The organism is Pseudochrobactrum kiredjianiae (assembly GCF_030362795.1).
GTDB classification, from domain to species: Bacteria; Pseudomonadota; Alphaproteobacteria; order Rhizobiales; family Rhizobiaceae; genus Pseudochrobactrum; species Pseudochrobactrum kiredjianiae.
In genome coordinates, this window is the sequence record NZ_JAUCBM010000011.1 from 18577 (window position 1) to 39615 (window position 21039).

The window sequence follows — 21039 nt, forward strand, 5'->3', positions numbered from 1 at the left end:
CTGTTCAAAACACCGGAAGGGAACCACTCTTAAAAATAGGTCTTCAATGCATCCGTAATGTTGTAATCCTCATCCACCAGAGAGAGGATATCCCATTTATCAAATGTTGTGCATGGGTGTGAAATTCCCATACCGATCATATCTCCGACCGACAGCTCAAGATCTTCGGGAAAACGCATAAAACCGTGCTGATCATTCATATCAATGATCTCACACGCCTCAGGCAAATCCCGTGGCTTGCCACCCTGTTTGGACACCAGATGCGGTATCGGAAAACCAGCATCCGTACCACAATCGCGCCGTCCTGCCGAAACCAGTGCCAAGCCTTTTTCCGGAATTGACTGCACATAAGCCCAGACTTCCAAAGCTCGGCGCAAACCATCAGTTTCACCCGTATGGGCAGCCAGTCGCTGATGTTGTGCATGATACAAGGCTGAGTCATGCGTGACATAACAACCGCTGCGCGTAACCACGCGTGCGCTGCATCCTGCCAGTCTTTCCAGAACAATATCATAATAAGAAGAGCCGCCAGCGGTCACGAGCGGATTTTCACAGCCGAACAGACCTTCATCCTTACAGGCTTGATAAAGCACTGCAATATCATCCATAAAGGCCGCAACAACCTGTTCTTTATGTTCTGCCGGTGCTTTAATCAGCCCTTCAAAAGCCTCTACGCCAACCAGAGACAGCTCTGGCGCAGCACTGATTTTTCTGGCCAGTTCCAAAGCGGCCTGATTGGTGCGGCAGCCCGTGCGCCCGCCTTCAAATCCACGTTCCACCAAGACTTGCAACGGCGTACCCACCTGATGACGACGCATAGCAGCCGATGCTGCCACAATGCCTGCTTCACTGTCAATCAGCATCATAAATTCAATCTTGCCAGCTTTGACAATGCCTGCAATCGCATCCAGTTCAGCACGACCAACTGCTTGATTAGCAAGAATAATACGGGTCGCACCAAAGGCAACGCAAACCTGCAATTGCTGGATTGTAGCGACGGTCAGAGCCCATGCCCCATCAGCAAGCTGCTGAGCCATAATCTGCGGACACATCGTGGTTTTAACATGCGGAGCAATCAAGGCGCCGCGCTCTGCCACGAATTTCTGCATCCAGCGGGAATTGTGCTGAAGTGCTTGCGCACGTATGACAGCAACAGGCAAAGGCACATCTCCTGCCAGCACGTTCCAGCCCTGCTTGCCAATTTCACCCAATCCGAGTTTTACACCGGATGGGATAGCTTTCGACGTATCATCCACTACAATCGCTTTTAGTGGCTCAAGATTGAAGGTCATGGATGCTCTTTCTCATTCGCATTCGTTATAAATATCAGATGACAAGATCGGAAAAAATTTTCTTATCATATCTATCAATTTTCATTATCGTCAATGAAATTAAAACGAAGTATTCAGGCATAACTGAAACGCAAGGTGTAAAAATAAAATGAGCGATCAAAAAGCCGTTCTTGGTGATTATCTCAAAGATATTCGTCTTCGCAATCATTGGACATTATCACAGGTAAGCACCATGACCGGTCTTGCGGTCTCGACCTTATCGAAGGTTGAAAACAATCAAATGTCCCTGACCTATGATCGTCTGGTACAACTCGCTCAAGGCTTGAAAATTGATATCGTTGAGCTTTTTGGCACATCTTCAGAGAATGATACGCCCAACCTGCTTGGTCGACGCACGTTCACCCTTGTAGGGCATGGCCGCTCAATTAAAACTCAGAATTATGATTATCTCTATCTCTGCACCGAGATTTCCAAAAAATCGATGGTACCGATCTTTGCTGTTGCACATGCGCGCACGCTGGAGGAATTCGGCCCGCTTATTCGCCACACCGGTGAAGAATATTTCTATGTCCTTGAAGGCGAACTGGAGCTGCATACAGAGCATTATGCGCCCTTACGTCTCAAAAAAGGCGATTCCGCTTATTTTGATGCCACAACCGGCCACGCATATCTCAGTCTGAGTGAAGAGCCGGCACACATCCTGTGTGTCTGCTCCACGTCAGAAAGCGAACTGGCTGCCTCCATACACAAAGAGACAAATATTCGCGACTGATCTCCTTTTGCATAAAATTAGCGTACGATAAGAAAAATAGTTGCGCTTCGTAAAATCGTTACCTACTCTGGAGCTGCGGTAAAATTGCCAAAAAGGCACTGTTCGTCACCGCCGAACTTCGGAGGGGATTAAAAATGATAATTTCAAAGTGGAAATCCGTCTGTCTTGCTTTTTTATTAACTTCAACCGCTCTTTCAGGAGCACTCGCCGCGCAGGATGTGCTTATTCTTGCGCGGGCGGAAGATCCGCCAACGGCCGATCCGGGTATTGAGATCAGCAATAGCGGCTACACACTGACCTATGCTACCTATGAGAGACTTGTAGCCTATAAAGGCGAGACAACTGAGGTTGGGCCCCAGCTCGCAGAGAGTTGGACATCGGATGATGCAGGTCTTGTCTGGACTTTCAAAATCGCCAGCGGTCATAAATTTGACGATGGATCGCCCGTAGACGCTGCAGCAATTAAATTCAGCTTTGACCGTTTGATGAAGCTGAAAGCCGGTCCGTCCGATGCGTTTCCAGTTCTAAAAGAGGTTGAGGTTGTTGACCCTCAGACTGTTAAATTCATTCTGAATGCCCAGTTTGCACCTTTTATTTCCACACTCGCCGTTTCCGGTGCTGCCATTATTAATCCTAAAGTAATGGAGCATGAAAAAGACGGCGACATGGCTAAAGGCTGGCTTGCCGAACATTCCGCTGGCAGCGGTGCCTACCGTATCGCCAGTTGGGAGCGCAACCAAAGCATCGTGCTTGAACGCAATGAGCACTATAATGGCGCTGAACCTGCGTTAAAACAGGTCGTCATGCAGATTGTCGGCGATGTTTCAGGGCGCCGCCTGAAGCTGGTCAGCGGTGATGCAGATATTATTGAGCAAATTCCGCTCGATCAGGCTGAGGCACTGGCAAAAGATCCATCGGTTGTGGTTGAGAGCAACCCCAGCATGTATGTTAATTACATCTATATGAACAATAAGCAGGCACCGCTTGATAATGTAAAAGTTCGTCAGGCCATATCCTATGCTATTGATTATCAGGGCATTATTGACGGCATTATGCTTGGTCAGGCCAAGCAGATGCGCGGCCCTGTGCCAAGCGGTATGTGGGGGCATGATCCTGACGGTTTCCAATACACTTACGATGTTGAAAAAGCGAAAGCTTTGCTCGCAGAATCCGGCGAGAAGAATATCAGCCTCACCTATACGTTTTCGCAGGCTGATCCCGCATGGGAGCCGTTTGGCCTTGCACTGCAAGCCTATCTCGCAGAAATCGGCATTAAACTTGAGCTGAAATCCGTAGCGGATACGACCAAACGCGAACTTGCAGCCACCGGAAAATACGACATGTCTCCCGGGGCATGGACACCGGATTTTGCTGATCCCTATATGTTTATGAATTACTGGTTTGATCCGGATCGCATGGGCGGGCCCGGCAACCGTTCATTCTACAACAATCCGGAAGTTGGCAAACTGGTCAAAGAAGCTGCCAGTATTGTAGATGAAGATAAGCGCAAAGCGCTTTATATCGAAGCACAGAAAATCTCTACGCAGGATGCGCCATATCTCTATATTATGGAAAAGAACGACATCTTTGCCCGACGTGCAGTGGTGAAGGGTTACGTCTATAACCCGATGCTCATTCAGGTCTATAATTTCGCAACAATGTCGAAATCAGAATAGCGGAACTCTGCACATCACGGCGGGTAAAATCATGAACCGCCGTGATAACTCAACCTCAGGCATCAACCGGCAGACTATGCACCTGAACTGGTGTTCTGTCTGCCGGTCTCATCCCTTCCTATCTGCGGCAGCATCAGAATTGACAGCGCCAAGACTGTCAAATTACGTTCTGTTCAAAAGGGTTTCCACTGATGGCAATCACCCGAATTATTATTCCGCGTCTTATCTTGTTGTTTTTTGTGGTTTTCGGCGTCGCCGTTATCACATTTACGATTTCGCATCTTATTCCGGGTGATCCGGCGCGTATGATTGCAGGGGATCGCGCCAGCGCCGAAACGCTTGAAAATATCAGGCGTAATCTTGGTCTTGACCGGCCTGTCGTCGAGCAATTTACCATCTATATCGGCAATCTTCTGCAAGGCGATCTCGGAACGTCCCTACGCACTAATCGTCCTGTTGCCGCTGACATACGCACATTTTTACCCGCAACACTTGAGCTTGGCACAGTCGCTTTGCTGATTTCTATTCTCATCGGCGTGCCGCTCGGTGTATTATCAGCGGTCTATAAAGACGGACCTATTGATCAGGTGGCACGAACTGTATCGGTGTGCGGTATCTCTATGCCAGTATTTTGGTTCGGGCTGGTTCTCATTTATCTCTTTTATGCCAAGTTTCAGATCTTACCCGGCAGCGGGCGTCTCGCAATGGGCATTGTTGCACCAGAACGCATAACCGGATTTCTGCTGATTGACTCACTGCTTCAGGGGCGTTTTGATGCTTTCCGCAGTGCTCTTTATCACATTATTCTACCCGGTTTTGTGCTGGCATTCGCCAATATGGGCGTGATTACCCGCCAAATCCGTGCCTCAATGCTGGATGTCTTGCAAGAGGATTATATCCGTACCGCAAAGGCAAGCGGGCTGCGCAGACGCATCATTATTTTCAACTATGCCCTGAGAAATGCTTTGATCCCGTCCATCACTTTGCTCGGGCTGGCGCTGGGTGACCTGCTTTATGGTGCGGTACTGACCGAAACGATTTTTGCATGGCCAGGCATGGGCACCTATGTCGTGACCTCGATTCAAACGCTCGATTTCCCAGCCATTATGGGTTTCACCATCGTTGCTTCCATCGGTTATGTGCTGATCAATCTGATGGTTGATCTGGCTTATATGCTCGCCGATCCGCAGATCAGGGAGGTTTGAGTATGTCGGTAACACTGCCAACAGAACAAGCTACAGCCGCCGCATTACCAAAAACCAAAACCATATATGACCGGCTGCATTTTCTCTGGTATCTCAGCCGTCGTAGTCCCCTCACCTTGCTTGGTGCTGGTATCATTACGCTTGTGCTGATTATGATTATATTTGCACCATGGATTGCCCCTTATAATCCGGACAAGATATCCCTGACTGCACGATTAGCGCCACCAAGTGCTGCCCACTGGTTCGGAACGGATGAGGTCGGACGCGATCTGTTTTCCCGTGTTGTTTATGGTGCGCGCGCTTCTTGCGGCGCAGCATTTATGATTGTGCTGATTTCTATGAGCATCGGCGTAATGATCGGGTGTCTGTCCGGTGTACTTGGCGGACGGATCGATACCGGCATTATGCGCCTGATGGATGTGGTGATGGCATTGCCGGCACTGGTACTGGCCATGGCATTGGCTGCGGCTCTGGGGCCAAGCCTTTTCAACTCAATGCTTGCAGTAGCGATCGTTCGCATTCCTGCTTATGTGCGCCTTGCGCGCGGGCAAACACTGTCCTTACGCGAGCAGGTTTATGTGAAAGCTTCACGCACTTATGGCGCCTCCCCTTTCTATATTCTCCGCTGGCATATTCTGCCGAATGCTATGTCACCGATTATCGTACAAGCCACACTTGATCTGGGTGGGGTTGTTCTCATTGCAGCCGCATTAAGTTTCATTGGTCTTGGCGCACAACCGCCAACAGCCGAATGGGGCGCTTTGGTGAGCAGCGGTCGCAGTTTTATGCTCGATCAATGGTGGTATGCAACATTTCCTGGTCTGGCAATTCTAATCACCGCTATGGGCTGCAACCTGCTGGGTGACGGTATCCGTGATATGCTTGATCCGCGCCTGAGGACCAGATGATGACAGCAACATTGACGAAATCAACTGAGCCTGTATTGGCCATTCATGGTCTATCGCTGGAATTTCCAACATATAGTGGTGCAGTTAAAGCCCTCGATAATATCTCTATTGATGTCAGGCAGGCCGAAATTATTGGCATTGTCGGAGAATCCGGCTGCGGCAAGTCTGTCACGACAATGGCAGCAACACGATTACTGCCGGAAGGACGCTACAAGATCACCAGTGGCTCCGTGCGGCTGTTTGGTCGTGATACATTGGCGATGGAAGAAAAAGAATTACAGGATGTCCGCGGTAAACTGGTTTCAACTATTTTTCAGGAGCCTATGAATGCGCTTAATCCCACCATCCGCATCGGTAAGCAGCTGATCGATATTATCCAGCGCCATGAAAAAGTCAGCACAACAGAAGCCACACGCGTTGCGCGGGATATTCTGGCTGACATGCTCATCGGCGAACCGGAACGGGTAATGAAAGCCTATCCGTTTGAATTGTCAGGCGGTATGCGTCAGCGTGTGCTGATTGCGATGGCTTTTTCCTGCAATCCTAGTCTGATTATCGCAGATGAACCGACAACCGCACTTGATGTGACGGTACAAGCCGTGATCTTGCGCCTTATCCAGAACCGTGCGCGGCGTACCGGCACTTCGGTCGTCTTTATTTCACATAATATTGCCGTGGTTTCACAACTCTGCGACCGGCTTTACGTGATGTATGCAGGCAGAATTGTCGAGAAGGGTATAACACGCCAGGTTCTTGAATCACCGCAACATCCTTATACGCAAGCACTGTTGCGCTGTCTGCCGGAGCGGGTAAATCCCAAACAGGAACTGGAGGCCATTCCGGGTACTGTGCCTAATTTATTACATCCGCCAGCGGGTTGTTTTTTCGAGCCGCGCTGCAAAGAAGCGACTGAGCAATGCAAAGTTCAATCCCCCGCCTTGGCTGGTGTTGAAACACAGCAGGTTGCATGCTGGCAACGCGAAGTTTTTACATCAGCATGTCATAAAGGGGAACTGCAATGACACAAACTCTTCCCGTTCTTGATATTGCCAATCTTTCCGTTCGGTTTGCTGTCTCCCGCAACTGGCTTGGCCGTCCAACCTCATTTGTACATGCTGTTAATGGTGTTGATTTACAGGTACGAGCCGGAAAAAGCGTAGGGATTGTGGGGGAATCCGGCTGCGGAAAAAGCACGCTCGCGCAAGCTATCATCGGACTTGTCGATTATAACAATGGTAGTGTTGCGATTGACGGACAGGATTTTCACAGTGCCCAAGGAAAAGCGAAACGCGATATCCGGCAAAAAATGCAAATTGTATTTCAGGACCCGCAATCCTCCCTCGACAGGCGTTTGCCTGTTTGGCGGCTGATCAGTGAGCCGCTGCATATCCGCGGCGGCTACAGCAAGGCCCAATTGCGGGCGAAAGCTGCAGAACTGGCAACAGCTGTAGGCTTGCGACCGGAGCATCTTGATCGTCTGCCGCATGAGTTCTCAGGCGGGCAGCGCCAGCGCATTGCCATTGCCCGTGCGATCAGCACCGACCCCGATTTGCTGGTTTTGGATGAGCCGACTTCAGCACTCGATGTGTCTGTACAAGCACAGATCATCAATTTGCTGCTGAAATTGCAGCGCGATCTCGGCCTGTCTTATTTGCTGATATCCCATGATGTAGCACTTGTGCGCCACTTCTGTGATGATGTTGCTGTAATGTATCTGGGACAAATCGTTGAGGCAGGCCCCGCAAGCGATGTATTGAACTCTCCGAAACACCCTTACACTCAAACGCTGCTCGCTGCAGCGCCAAGTTTGGAAAATCCATTACCGGAGCTCTCTGAGGTTAAGATTGGCGAACTGCCTAACAACCGTATCCTGCCTGCCGGTTGTTATTATCGTGAACGTTGCGGCAAAGCCGTTTCGGCTTGTGCAATACCACAAACTTTACATGAGATATCCCCTCGCAAAACCGATAATAATCTGTCCACTCAAGTGCGTTGCCATCTGGCATCCGTTTGATTGCCCATGGTCTGGAATGCACGTTATTAATTCAGTTCCCGACAGACTGAGAATTGGCCTTTCAGCCGCTCGCCTCCACAGAAGGCGCTAAATGCTGAAGGCCACAGGCTCTGCATATGAAAAAGGGGCATAGAATAAAAAGCAGGTTCAATATAATTAAAAATACAAAAATACATCAAAAAATAAAATGATGAAGTACTGTATTTTTATTCAAAATAAAAAAATTAAAATTATAATTTTAATCAACGTACATCAAAATAATTATAGTTACTTCACTCTTCAAATTCCGCAATAGTGTTATCAATTGCTGTGATGTTTAATTCGAGTTCAGCAATCTGGCGTAATAAATTTTTATTTGGAAGCGTTTCGAAATTGGCAGCCTCTATAAGAAGCGTTTTTTGTTCAGCACGGATTATATTAGAGAGATTAATCAGTCGTACTCTGAGTTTTTTCTGATCTTCTTTATTCAAGATTTATGCCCTTTCCATATTTAATTTATAAATAAGATTTAAATTTTTTAACGTCAAACAAAAAGCTTGACCGCTTCAGCGCGTTCTCTTCACCTTATAGATTATGACAAGAGAATGAAAGGGTTAGCTACATCAAAAATATAGAGAAAAAGACACTAAAAATCCAACTGTTTCTGATACAAAACTGAATTACAATACTTCAAATTTCGTAAAATGTATTTGCATACCACTCAAAGATGAATCTGCCTCAACAAAAAATCATTCGCTCAGACAGCAGCCTTAGACTGACAGATCTTCAATTTGTAAGTAAAAATAAATATTTAATAAGAAATTCTGATTGATTAAATCACCTTACTCTTAAGGAAATCAACAATATAAAAATAAATGGCCCGGAAGACCCGGGCCATTCGCAGTTTTATTGAACCGGCTTGATATTCATCGCCAATGTATCTTCATCAGCACGCGGCGTCAGTTCTACCTTGTCCTTCTTCACAGCCCATGCGCTGAGCTGGATGGCAAGCGGCAGATCAGGACGGTCTTTTGCAACAAGATCATTTGCTTTTTCAAGCAATGTGCGACGCTCATCTGCATCCATGGCGGCGGCGGCATCTTCAATCAGCTTGTCCATTTCCGGATTAGCATAGCCACGTACGTTAAATGCACCCAGCGATTTAGCCGGTTCATTGGAATGCATCAAAGATGAAAGCATATAATTTGCTTCACCGGTCAGCGTACCCCAGCTCGCCATATAGAGCGAATATTCACCACGTGTTTTCGCAGGGTTGAACACAGCAGCAGGAACACCATTTACATCTGCGGTAATCCCGATTGCTGCCAGCATCTGCGCCAGTGTCGGCCCCAGCTCATTTGGCATACGGTCGTTCGAATAGCTCAATGTGATTTTGAAACCATCTGGATAGCCAGCCTCAGTAAGCAGCTCTTTAGCGCGATTAATATTGAACTCAGGTGCTTTCAGGTTCTTGTCATAGCCAAAAATATTGGAGGTCACCAATTGGGTTGGCACAGCGGCCATGCCTTCAAGCGCAAATTCAACAATGGTTTCACGATCAATTGCCAAATCGAATGCTTCTCGCACGCGCGGATCAAGCAGCGGATTTTTGTCCAGCTTACTGCCATCTTTAGCAAAAACCATCGGGCTTTTTTTGCGGAAATCGAACTCCAGATAGCTGATATAGATGCTCTCATTTTTAACGACAGTCAGAGAGGAATCCTGCTCCAACACAGGCACATCCGAGGCCGGAACCTTGGAAATCACGTCGACCTGTCCGGCTTTCAACTGTGCAACACGCGCGGCATCATTTGGAATTTCCTTACGGATAACGCGATCCCAAGGCTGTGCGCCACCCCAATAATCGTCGAAACGCTCTAACACGAGATCCTGTGTCGGTGCCCATGATACGAATTTATAAGGACCGGTACCAATAGTTGCCTTACCGCTATTAAAACCTTCAGCCGCGGTTTCCTGTGTTGAATAATTAGCCGCCGCTTTATGCGATGTAATGAACAGACGAATAAAATCATTCGGCAATGTCGGCGCTGCGGAGTTTGTCGTTACGCGCACTGTCAGCGGATCGACAACTTCTACCGATTTCACACGGCGCACAAAAATCGTTGCCGGATTTGGCCCTGTTACATGCGGAATACGCTCGATAGAGAATTTTACATCTTCGGCAGTAAAATCAGAACCATCATGGAATTTTACGCCTTCGCGCAGTTTGAATTCCCATGTCGTATCATTGAGCGCCTGCCAGCTCACGGCCAGAGATGGCTCAAGTTCAAGATTATTGCCGGAACGGATTAGCGTATCGAAAATGTGTTTTGTTGCTTCAGCATTCGCAGCTGTTGCTGTGAAATGCGGGTCCATTGAGGCAGGGCCGGCTTTAATTGCCATAACCAGATCAGCAGCGAAAAGCTGTCCGGCGCTGAAAAGCAAAGTCGTGCCAAGCATGAGTGCGCGCAGCGTATGTTTCATTTTATAATTCCAGTTCCCTTTATTGATATTATTCAGAATTATTCGTCACACTCAGGCATGTCAGAGGTGATCGTTTCCGGCCATTCGCGTGATGCAATGACAAGCTTGGTCAGAATTTCCGAGAGCATCATGCGCTCCGCAGGGCTGAGCGTTTCCAGCATAAGCCGCTCACGCTCAATCATCGGCGTCATTTTGGTTTCAACGATTGCATGCCCCGCATCCGTCAGACACAGCACAACGCGACGCAGGTCATCACTGTCGCCTTCCCGCTGAACAAGCTTAAGTCGAGTCAGTTTTTTGGTTGCACGGCTTAGTGTATTTTTCGGAAAGCCTGAACCGGCAACCACCTCAGACAAGGTTGTGCGGTCACGCAGAAACAGCGAATACAGCACAACAAATTCCGGTCGCAGCAGATCATGATCCGCACCAATCAATCCGTAGATCGGATTATTATAATGCAGCGCCAGATAGTTGATCCGAAAGGATAACCAGCACGGATTTTCCCATAATTTTGTATGCAGAATATCGCTTTCGCTTAGACGGCTGTCCGCAGCCTCACTGCGCCCCGCACGCCCCTCCAACAGAGCGATTGCTACACGATCCTCCATCGCCCCTCCAAGTGCACTTTCAGCAATTAAGTTCCATTTAGAACAAAATATCGCTTGTTTCTAGGATGTCAAACGTAATTATTGTTCCAATTGGAACTTGTATACGAATTAATTTCATGAATAATAGTTTTAGAAACCCATGAGCAAAGACTCGGGATCATCAGATAATGAGAGGACTCCCAATGCATATTAACGCTATGAACTGGCGACAGGTTGAAGAACGTGTCAAACAGGACGACCGCTGCATTCTGCCGATCGGAAGCGTTGAACAACATGCCCGTATCAGCCTTGGTACAGATATGATTCTGGCGGAGAAGGTATCAATGGATGCGGCAGAGCCTCTCGGCGTGCCGGTCTTTCCTGTATTACCTTATGGACTGGCGTCGAGCTTTGCGGATTTTCCGGGCACTGTATCACTAAGCCTGCGCACCTATATCGGCGTTATTGAAGATATTCTCGACAGCATTTACCATTCGGGCTTCCGCCGTATTCTGATCGTCAACGGCCATGGCGGCAATGCGCCTGCCGGTACTGTTGTGTCTGAGTGGCTGAACCGCAACCGCGATGCCAGTGTCAAAATGCACGACTGGTGGCGCGCACCACAAACCATGGGCAAAGTACTGGAAATCGACAGCTGCGCTTCCCATGCCTCATGGATGGAAAATTTCCCCTGGACACGTCTTGCTGGTGTTCAGCAACCGGAACATGCGGTAGAGCGCATTGATTTCGGCGCTATGGCACGCGTTGACGCCGGTCGCAAACGTGCGCTGCTGGAAAGCTGCGAAGGCAATTATCACGGTCTTTTTGAACGCCCTGATGCCGATATGCATACGATCTGGGATGTGGCTGTGCGCGAGACCCGCTTTGAACTCGAAAACGGCTGGCACTGATAATCACAAATTTCCGGACAGGAGAAATCCCGTCCGGCATTAGAAATAGTTAAGCGGATACGGCGGGAGGAAACTGTCCGTTATCCGCTTTTGGGGGAGCATAGCTGATGATTGCATTTATTGTCAGACGCTTATGGCAGGCAGCATTGGTCATGCTTGTTATGTCGCTACTGGTGTTTATGGGGGTTTTTGTGATCGGCAATCCTGTCGATGTGCTGATCTCACCCGATGCGACACAAGAAATCCGTGACAGAGTTATTGCCCAATACGGCCTCGACCTGCCGGTATGGCAGCAATATCTGCAATTCATGACCAATCTGCTGCATGGCGATCTGGGACGTTCATTCGTCTATAATATGCCGGTATCAGAGCTGATTGCATCCCGTCTGCCTGCGACTGCCGAACTGGCGCTGACTGCAGTATTCATGGCAAGTCTTATCGGTATTCCGTTAGGGATTTATGCCGGTTACAAATCAGATAGCTGGGCATCCAAAATTATTATGGCGCTGTCTATTCTCGGCTTTTCCGTACCGACATTCTGGATCGGGCTGATGCTGATTATGGTTTTTGCCGTGCAACTCGGCATTATGCCGGCGGGTGGCCGGGGCGCAACCGTTTCGATTTTCGGCGTTCCTTTAAGCTTCCTCACGCTGGATGGCCTGCATCATCTGGCATTACCGGCCATCAATCTGTCTCTGTTTAAACTCTCGTTGATGATACGGCTTGCAGCGTCAGGCACGCGTGAAATTATGCTGACCGACACGATTAAATTTGCCCGTGCTGCCGGTATTAACGAGCGCACAATCCTGCGCCGTCATGTGCTGCGGTTGATTTCCATTCCGCTTGTCACCGTGTTTGGGCTTGAGCTTGGTTCTACAGTCGCTTTCGCCGTTGTTACCGAGACTATTTATTCGTGGCCGGGGCTCGGAAAGCTGATTATTGACAGTATTACATCCCTCGACCGACCGGTGATGGTGGCCTATCTCATGCTGGTTTCCCTGCTGTTCATCACGATTAATCTGATTGTGGATCTGTCCTACGCCGTGCTTGATCCGCGCATGCGTCAGGGAGGTGGCAAATAATGGCACTACTCAACAACAGATCTCTACAATTCTGGTCAGAGTTTAAGCGCCATCCGGTGCCTGTCATCGCTGCACTGGTTGTTCTTACAATCATCCTGCTGGCAGTTTTCGCTCCGCTGATTGCCCCGCAAGATCCCTATGACCTTTCAAGCCTTGTGTTACGTGACGGACGACGCGCACCCGGCTATGTTGGGCAAGGCGGTTACACTCATCTTCTGGGAACTGATGGTCAGGGCCGCGACCTCTTCTCTGCCATCCTCTACGGCTTGCGTATTTCTCTGGAAATGGGTCTGCTGGCCGGTGCAATCGCTTTTACCATCGGTGCACTTGTTGGCTCTACAGCGGCTTATGTTGGCGGACGGCTGGAAGCCTTTGTGATGCGTGTCATCGATCTGCAATTATCCTTTCCGGCCATTCTGCTGGCCTTTGTGGTCGCAGCTTTACTCGGTCAGGGCAAAAGCCAGCTGATTATCGCTCTGGTTTTTTCTCAATATGCGTATTTTGTCCGCACAGCACATGGCGCGGCGGCAGCAGAGCGCAATAAGGACTATGTAGAAGCTGCATTGTCTGTTCCTATGAGCGGCTGGTTCATTGTTACCCGCCATATTTTGCCTAATGCTCTGCCACCGCTTATCGTCGTTGCAACCGTGCAAGTTGCCTCTGCGATCTCCCTTGAGGCAACATTGTCTTTTCTCGGTGTTGGTCTGCCGCCGACAGAACCATCGCTTGGCATGCTCATTTCAAACGGCTTCCAATATTTGCTGTCAGGCCGCTACTGGATTTCGATCTATCCGGGCATTGCGCTGATCATACTCATTATGGCGATTAATCTTGTTGGCGATCAAATCCGCGACCAGCTCAATCCGAGGCTGAACAAATGACAGCGCATCTTCTTGAAGTTAACGATCTGCACACGTATTTTGAAACCCGCACAGGCACAGTAAAATCTGTAGACGGCGTATCCTTTCATCTCGATCGCGGTGAAATTCTCGGCTTGGTCGGAGAGTCCGGCTCGGGAAAATCCATCACCGGATTTTCACTGATCGGGCTGATCGATAAGCCGGGGAGGATCACGCAAGGCTCGATCAAGCTGGAAGGGCGTGAGCTTGTCGGTCTGAATGAAACAGAGCTTCGCAAATTGCGCGGACGTGAAATCTCGATGGTCTTTCAGGACCCGATGATGACGCTTAATCCGGTGCTGACAGTTCTCGATCAAATGACGATGGCATTACGCGCCCATGCAACATTGTCGGACAGCGATGCACGGACACGCTGTGTGGAAGCTTTGCGTCAGGTACGTATTGTTGACCCCGAGCACAAAGTTGATTTTTATCCGCATCAGTTTTCCGGTGGTATGCGTCAGCGTGTGGCGATTGCCATTGCACTGCTGCACAAGCCGAAAGTTGTTATTGCTGATGAGCCGACAACTGCACTCGACGTATCAGTACAGGCGGAAATCCTGACCGAAGTGAAGGCACTTGTTGCCGAACTTGGCATTTCGATGATCTGGATCAGCCATGATCTGGCGACTGTTGCCTCGATTTCAAAACGCATTGCGGTGATGAAATCCGGTAAAATCGTGGAAACCGGTCTGGCTTCAGAAGTGCTGAAAGCGCCCAGCCATCCTTATACGCAAGGTCTGCTGGATGCCCTGCCCTCACGATCCAAGCCGGGGCAGATGCTCGGAACATCCGCGCAGGAAGAGGCTGTGCAGATCACGACCACAGCGTCTGCGAGCAAAGCTGTCCCCGATTTTGTGACAGTAAACAATGCCGTCAAACGGTTTGAGTGGAAAAGCGATGTCTGGAGCAGGTTCGGCCAGAAAATCGGCCTTCTTAAACCGAGAAAACCGGTTATTGCTGTGAACCATGTGAACCTGACGATCGCCAGAGGTGAAGCTCTTGGACTGGTCGGGGAATCCGGCTCTGGTAAATCGACCCTCGGGCGTATGGTCTGCGGCATATATCAGCCAACAGAAGGGAAAATCCGTTTATCCGGCCAACCTGTGATGTCTGACAGCGTACATGGGAGTAAACTGACGACCAAAATCCAAATGATTTTTCAGGATCCATTCGCGTCACTTGACCCGCGCCGCACGATTGGTCAGTCGATTGCCGAGGGGCCGATTGCCCATGGGCTGACCAGCAAAAGCGAAGCCCGTGCCTATGTGGCACAATGGTTGAAAGCCGTAAGCCTTGATCCGGCCTTTGCAGACCGTTATCCGCATCAGTTTTCTGGTGGTCAGCGCCAGCGTATTGCCATTGCCCGCGCTTTGGCAATGCAGCCGGAGGTGATTGTCTGCGATGAACCGGTGGCGTCGCTTGATGTGTCCATTCAGGCGCAAATTCTCAATCTGCTTCTGCGACTGCGTAAAGAACTAAACCTGACATTGCTGTTCATCAGCCATGATCTGTCCGTGGTTCGCCATCTCTGTGACCGTATCATTGTGATGCATCACGGCAAGATTGTTGAAGAAGGACTGGCCGAAACGATCTTTGAAGCCCCGCAGCAGCCCTATACAAAAATGCTGTTGAACGCCATTCCAAAGCTTGCATGAGAGGTAGAGCGCATCCCGAAAAGTTTGAAGCGCTTTTCGGGATGGGCTATCTTCTTGTTTTTACGCATGTCTTTGCCCCAAACCCGGTGTCCACTTTTGGGAGACATGCTCTAATTTCGTTTTCTTGTTGCGATAATCGCTTGGGCAACGCGAGACGCAGGCTGACGATCAAGCCTACTACTGATCCAGACCGCGCAGTCCACGAGCTTATCCAATTCAATACCGGTCTCAATACCCATACGATCAAACAACCAGACAACATCTTCCGTAGCGACATTGCCAGAAGCCCCCGCAGCATAGGGACAGCCGCCTAATCCGGAAACCGAGCTATCAAACACACGAAGACCCATGGTATGTGCAGCCACAATATTCGCCACAGCCATTCCATAAGTGTCATGAAAATGTCCGGCCAGCGCAGGAACTGGAACTTCGCTCGCAACTGCTTCAATCAGTCTGCGCACATTGTCCGGCACGCCGACACCGATCGTATCGCCAAGACTGATTTCATAACACCCCATATCATATAAATCTTTGGCGACATGCGCGACAGTTTGAGGGGCAATATCGCCCTCATAAGGACAACCCAATACGCATGAAACATAACCGCGTATCTTAACTCCGGTTTTGCGCGCTGCCTCGATGACTGGTGCAAAGCGTTCCAGAGATTGTGCAATTCCGGCATTAATATTCTTATGGCTAAAGGTTTCAGACGCAGCTGCAAAAATTGCGACCTCTTTTGCGCCTGCCTCTGCCGCAGCTTCAAACCCTTGTAAATTAGGTGTAAGCACTGAATAACAAACGCCATCATGCTTTTTCAAACCACGCATCACGGCTGAATGATCTGCCATTTGCGGCACCCATTTGGGTGACACAAAAGCGGTAGCCTCAATATTTTGTATACCGCAGCCAATCAAACGCTCAATGAGTTCAAGTTTGATAGCTGTCGGGATAATCTGCTTCTCATTCTGCAAACCGTCCCGCGGCCCAACCTCAACAATCCTGACTCTATCCCGCATCTTGATGACACCTTATTTTTTAAGCCGTATGCTGTTCCTCAAGGCCAAGCTCCTGCATCATAAGCCTGCGAATGATAAATTTTTGAATTTTTCCGGTTACAGTCATCGGAAAACTATCAACAAATTTCACATAATGCGGAATCTTATAATGGGCGATCTGCCCCTCACAAAAGGCCTGAAGATCATCAGGCGTTAAAGCCGCGCCATCATGGAGAATAATCCAGGCACATACGACTTCACCGTATTTTTTATCAGGCACACCCACAATCTGAACATCCTTGATTACAGGATGGCGAAACAGAAACTCCTCTACCTCACGGGGATAAATATTCTCCCCGCCGCGGATAATAACATCCTTAATACGCCCGACAATATTGCAGTAACCCTCACCATCAATGACCGCAAGATCACCAGTATGCATCCAGCCATCACGGTCTATAACCGCTGCGGTCTGCTCGGGATCGTCCCAATATCCGTACATCACGAGATAGCCCCGCGTGCATAATTCTCCAGATACACCACGCGGTACAATCTTGCCTTCACCATCAATAATTTTAACTTCACAATGTGGCTGCACCCGTCCGACAGTTGTAACACGGCACTCAACCGTATCGTCAATGCTGCTCTGAAAGGATACGGGCGATGTTTCCGTCATACCATAGGCAATCGTGACCTGCTTCATATGCAGGTTTTCAATGACACGCTTCATCACTTCGACAGGACACGGACTACCTGCCATAATACCGGTGCGTAGACTTGAGACATCATATGTTGCAAATTCGGGGTGGTTCAGCACACTGATGAACATCGTGGGAACACCGTAAAGTGCGCTACAGTGCTCATTCTGCACGGTTTGCAACACAGCCTCCGGCTCAAAGGAAGCCGCAGGATAGATCATTGTCGCGCCATGTGTCAGACATGCGAGGTTTCCCATCACCATGCCAAAACAATGATACAAAGGAACGGGAATACAAAGCCGCTCTCCGGCAGTAAGACCGATTGCATCGCCCACAAACTGTGCATTGTTGAGTATATTGCGATGTGTGAGGGTCGCACCTTTTGGAGAGCCGGTTGTGCCGGATGTAAATTGAATATTGGCATGATCTGTGGCGTTAAGACCAGCACCGATCACTTGCAGAGCTTCGAGCTCCGTAGCTTGCGGCGGTATAAACAAATCCGCGAAATTGATCATCCCTGACGTTTTTTCTTCGCCTAAACGAATAACCTTTTTCAGAAAGGGAAAGTGTTCTGAATGCAGATTAAGCGGGTCCGCATTTGGAATTTCCGGCACCAGTGTGGTGATCATTGTAAGGTAGTCGCTGCTTTTGAAACAAGGCGACAGAATAATCGCTTTGCAACCAGCTTTACCAATCGCAAAATCCAGCTCTGCTAAGCGATAAGCAGGGTTAATATTGACGAGGATCAAGCCCGCTTTAGCGGCAGCAAATTGCGTCAGAACCCATTCCGCATTGTTATGTGAAATGATCGCAATCCGATCTCCGCACCTCAGACCAAGGCGTAAAAAGCCACATGCCAGTGCGTCGGTTTTTTGCCGCAGCTCGGCATAAGTCAGGCGTATATTTTGATGCACAGAAATAAGAGCATCAATTGCAGCATACCGCAAACAGGCGTCGTCGAAAAACCGGCCAATTGTGGTTTCTATCAGCGGTCTGCCCGTCGTTCCTTTTACAATGCTCAGTTTTTCGCCCACTTCCGCTCCTTCTGTTTTTAGAGCGCAGCATCTTTATCGTTCTGTACTTTCTTTTATCGACGCACTTGTTTCATCAGCCTCAAAATCCACCAGCTCAATGCCTTCACTCACCTGATCTCCCACGGCACAGCGGTAAGCCCGCACATATCCGGCGGCTGGCGCAAAGAGCTTAAGTTCCATCTTCATCGCTTCAACAATCAGTACCGGTGTGCCTTTTTCAATGTGCTGCCCCTCATCAACAAGCAAGGCAGTGACAGTTCCCGGCATTGGTGCAAGCAGCCCCTCATTTGGTGCTGCGCTTTCAACCAGAACATCAAGCGGATCAAGCCATTCCAGCTTCCAGCTTTGATGCTGCGTAAAAATATGAAATGTATTATTTATATTAGCAAAATTAAATGTTTTTCGCCATCCGTCGATCATAGCAATGATGCGGTTATTTTGATCCAAGGTAGCCTGTGCGATAACGTCAAGCTCACCGGTCTGTAACCGAAACCCGCTATCGCGATAAGTAACAATAACAGTTTCAGAAATACCGTTACAACGGAAGCTCAAATTACATTTGGCTTCAGTATTCAACCGAAAGCCATCTTTTAATCCGAACAATGGTGAGGTGCAAGTTTGCCCTGCTTCGCTCATAAGCCGCGCCAAGGCCGTGAATAAAAACACTTCGGCAGGCGGTGATTGCTTGTCAGCCAACAGAAACGCGCTTTCTCGCTCTATCAGGCTTGTATCAAGCTGCGCCTGCACAAAAGAAGGGCAACGGACAAGACGTGAGAGGAAATCAATATTATTGGCTATGCCCGCAATTTGAACATCCGCTAGCGCCCGCTGCATACGTGCCAGCGCTTTATCGCGTGTTTCATCCCAGACAATCAGTTTAGCAATCATCGGATCATAGAACCGGCTGATACTGTCGCCCTCCTCAAAGCCCCTGTCGATACGCACATGAGCGCTTTCTTCCGGCAAAGAGAAATGCACCAGTCGGCCAGCCGACGGCATAAAATCGTGAGAAGGATCTTCCGCGTAAATCCGTGCCTCAATCGCATGACCGCGCAAGGATAATGCCTCTTGGCCGAGCGGCAATGTTTCTCCTGCCGCTACACGCAATTGCCATTCCACAAGATCAAGCCCCGTTATCATCTCCGTCACCGGATGTTCCACCTGAAGACGGGTATTCATCTCCATGAAATAGAACTGACCATCGGGCGCCACGATAAACTCAACGGTACCCGCTCCGGTGTACTGTATCGCCCGCGCGGCATTGACAGCAGCCTCCCCCATGAGGCGGCGCTGCTCGGGGGCAAGATGGGGCGCAGGCGCTTCCTCGACAACTTTCTGATGTCTGCGTTGTACCGAACAATCGCGCTCAAACAGCGAGATATAATTACCGTGCGTATCACCGAATATCTGAATTTCTATATGCCGAGCGGGCGTGATATAGCGTTCAATCAGGATATGATCATCACCAAATCCAGCTTGGGCTTCCCGCTGGCAGGCGGATAGATTTTCAGCAAAATTCTCGCGTCGCTCAACCAGACGCATACCCTTGCCACCACCACCGGCAGATGCCTTTATCAAAACCGGATACCCAATTGCATCTGCTTCGCTGCGTAATCGTTCAACACTCTGCTCATCGCCATGATAGCCGGGGGTCAGGGGAACGCCTGCACCTCCCATTTGCTTTTTTGCTTCTGATTTTGCTCCCATAATGCGCATGGCTGAGGCAGAGGGGCCGATGAATACCAATTCGGCACGCGCACAGGCCACACAAAAAGCTTCATTTTCCGAGAGAAATCCGTAACCCGGATGGATAGCTTGCGCTCCGGTCGATAATGCAGCTGTGATAATTTTCCCGCCATCAAGATAAGATTCCTTGGCAGTTGCAGCACCGATATAAACAGCTTCATCGGCAAGGCGGACATGGCGTGTCTGAGCGTCTTCATCCGAGAATACGGCAACAGTTCTGATGCCCATAAGGCGGGCAGTTTTGATAATACGGCACGCAATCTCGCCGCGATTTGCGATTAGAATCTTGTCAAACATCATCTCATTGCGCCTCGTGCATCCAGTCAGGGGATCGTTTATCGAGAAAGGCACGAAGCCCTTCACGCGCTTCTGCATCCATACGCAACGAGGCAATACGCTGTGCCGTTTCCTGCATCAGTGCATCACTCATGGCTTTTTCGGCAACGTCACGTATCAGCATTTTTGCAGCGGCTTGCGCGCGCGGCCCGCCGCTCATCAGACTACGAACCAGCTCATCAATACTGGTATCAAGCGCAGATGATTGTACCACTTCATGAACAAGGCCAATGTGCTGTGCGGTTGCGGCGCTTATCGTCTCTGCTGAAAGAAAATACCGTGAAGCCTGACGCGAGCCGATTGCCCGTATCACATAGGGGCTGATAACAGCCGGAATAATGCCGAATTTCACTTCAGATGTGGCAAATCTTGCATCCGTGGACGCGATGCAGATATCGCATGCTGCAACCAGCCCCATACCACCGCCAAACGCTGCACCATGCACCCGCGCCACTGTTGGCTTAGGCATTTCCGCTAAGATACGAAACATTTGTGCCAATTTATGCGCATCGGCAAGATTATCGTCAAAACCAGCCTCACCTGCGGCCTTCATCCAATCAAGATCAGCACCTGCCGAAAAGCTTTTACCGCGCCCGGCTAAAATCACGATCCGCGCGCTGTCATCAGCACTCAAACACGTGAAAGCATCTGTCAGCTCTGCAATCATCACAGCATTAAAAGCATTATGCTGCTGCGGGCGGTTCATCCAGAGTGTAACGACAGAACCCGCACGGGTGATTTCGAGAAATTCATACATGACTGG

At 49.4% G+C, this 21039-nt stretch carries 18 protein-coding genes; 10 read left to right on the forward strand and 8 right to left on the reverse strand.

Features of this window, described 5'->3' with window-relative positions:
- Positions 1–29 precede the first annotated feature (29 nt).
- Positions 30–1292, reverse strand: a complete 1263-nt coding sequence (locus QUF18_RS16180) for an amino acid deaminase (protein WP_289388312.1) — start codon at positions 1290–1292, stop codon at positions 30–32.
- A 148-nt stretch (positions 1293–1440) separates the two neighbouring features.
- Here QUF18_RS16180 and QUF18_RS16185 point away from each other — a divergent pair, with 148 nt between their 5' ends.
- From QUF18_RS16185 to QUF18_RS16210, 6 genes are all read left to right on the forward strand, one after another.
- Entirely contained in the window at positions 1441–2064 is a 624-nt protein-coding gene (locus QUF18_RS16185; RefSeq protein ID WP_289388313.1) for a helix-turn-helix domain-containing protein, read from the forward strand.
- 134 nt (positions 2065–2198) lie between these two features.
- Positions 2199–3740, forward strand: coding sequence for an ABC transporter substrate-binding protein (locus tag QUF18_RS16190; RefSeq protein WP_289388314.1), 1542 nt, complete (start codon positions 2199–2201; stop codon positions 3738–3740).
- Positions 3741–3931: 191 nt separating this feature from the next.
- Positions 3932–4945, forward strand: coding sequence for an ABC transporter permease (locus QUF18_RS16195; RefSeq protein ID WP_289388315.1), 1014 nt, complete (start codon positions 3932–3934; stop codon positions 4943–4945).
- Between the two features lie 2 nt (positions 4946–4947).
- Positions 4948–5853, forward strand: coding sequence for a D,D-dipeptide ABC transporter permease (gene ddpC, locus QUF18_RS16200; protein WP_289388316.1), 906 nt, complete (start codon positions 4948–4950; stop codon positions 5851–5853).
- Entirely contained in the window at positions 5850–6875 is a 1026-nt protein-coding gene (locus tag QUF18_RS16205; RefSeq protein WP_289388317.1) for an ABC transporter ATP-binding protein, read from the forward strand. Before ddpC ends, QUF18_RS16205 begins: the two co-directional genes overlap by 4 nt.
- Positions 6872–7867: an ABC transporter ATP-binding protein gene (locus QUF18_RS16210; RefSeq protein WP_289388318.1), complete on the forward strand. Its 996-nt coding sequence runs from the start codon at positions 6872–6874 to the stop codon at positions 7865–7867. Before QUF18_RS16205 ends, QUF18_RS16210 begins: the two co-directional genes overlap by 4 nt.
- A gap of 272 nt (positions 7868–8139) precedes the next feature.
- Here the strand turns inward: QUF18_RS16210 and QUF18_RS16215 are convergent, their stop codons facing one another.
- From QUF18_RS16215 to QUF18_RS16225, 3 genes are all read right to left on the reverse strand, one after another.
- A complete protein-coding gene (locus QUF18_RS16215; protein WP_289388319.1) occupies positions 8140–8337 on the reverse strand; it encodes a hypothetical protein in 198 nt (65 codons plus the stop codon).
- Between the two features lie 415 nt (positions 8338–8752).
- A complete protein-coding gene (locus QUF18_RS16220; protein WP_289388320.1) occupies positions 8753–10330 on the reverse strand; it encodes an ABC transporter substrate-binding protein in 1578 nt (525 codons plus the stop codon).
- Between the two features lie 38 nt (positions 10331–10368).
- Positions 10369–10938, reverse strand: coding sequence for a MarR family winged helix-turn-helix transcriptional regulator (locus QUF18_RS16225; protein ID WP_289388322.1), 570 nt, complete (start codon positions 10936–10938; stop codon positions 10369–10371).
- Positions 10939–11120: 182 nt separating this feature from the next.
- Here QUF18_RS16225 and QUF18_RS16230 point away from each other — a divergent pair, with 182 nt between their 5' ends.
- From QUF18_RS16230 to QUF18_RS16245, 4 genes are all read left to right on the forward strand, one after another.
- On the forward strand, positions 11121–11828 hold the full coding sequence (locus QUF18_RS16230) for a creatininase family protein (RefSeq protein WP_289388323.1): 708 nt from the start codon (positions 11121–11123) through the stop codon (positions 11826–11828).
- A 107-nt stretch (positions 11829–11935) separates the two neighbouring features.
- A complete protein-coding gene (locus QUF18_RS16235) occupies positions 11936–12910 on the forward strand; it encodes an ABC transporter permease (RefSeq protein WP_289388324.1) in 975 nt (324 codons plus the stop codon).
- The gene (locus QUF18_RS16240; RefSeq protein WP_289388325.1) at positions 12910–13791 is read left to right on the forward strand and encodes an ABC transporter permease; all 882 of its coding nucleotides are present in this window, start codon (positions 12910–12912) and stop codon (positions 13789–13791) included. The genes QUF18_RS16235 and QUF18_RS16240 overlap by 1 nt, the downstream gene beginning before the upstream one ends.
- Positions 13788–15467 carry a dipeptide ABC transporter ATP-binding protein gene (locus QUF18_RS16245; RefSeq protein ID WP_289388326.1) on the forward strand — a complete coding sequence of 560 codons (1680 nt, stop codon included), beginning with the start codon at positions 13788–13790 and terminating at the stop codon, positions 15465–15467. Before QUF18_RS16240 ends, QUF18_RS16245 begins: the two co-directional genes overlap by 4 nt.
- Positions 15468–15577: 110 nt before the next feature.
- Here the strand turns inward: QUF18_RS16245 and QUF18_RS16250 are convergent, their stop codons facing one another.
- From QUF18_RS16250 to QUF18_RS16265, 4 genes are read right to left on the reverse strand one after another with little or no spacing between them, the layout of a single operon-like run.
- Positions 15578–16483, reverse strand: a complete 906-nt coding sequence (locus tag QUF18_RS16250) for a hydroxymethylglutaryl-CoA lyase (RefSeq protein ID WP_289388327.1) — start codon at positions 16481–16483, stop codon at positions 15578–15580.
- A gap of 19 nt (positions 16484–16502) precedes the next feature.
- On the reverse strand, positions 16503–18194 hold the full coding sequence (locus QUF18_RS16255; protein WP_289388328.1) for an AMP-binding protein: 1692 nt from the start codon (positions 18192–18194) through the stop codon (positions 16503–16505).
- 33 nt (positions 18195–18227) lie between these two features.
- Positions 18228–20237 (reverse strand): acetyl/propionyl/methylcrotonyl-CoA carboxylase subunit alpha, encoded by a 2010-nt coding sequence (locus QUF18_RS16260; protein ID WP_289388377.1) that lies wholly within the window; start codon positions 20235–20237, stop codon positions 18228–18230.
- A gap of 4 nt (positions 20238–20241) precedes the next feature.
- Positions 20242–21033, reverse strand: a complete 792-nt coding sequence (locus tag QUF18_RS16265; protein WP_289388329.1) for an enoyl-CoA hydratase/isomerase family protein — start codon at positions 21031–21033, stop codon at positions 20242–20244.
- Positions 21034–21039: the final 6 nt, after the last annotated feature.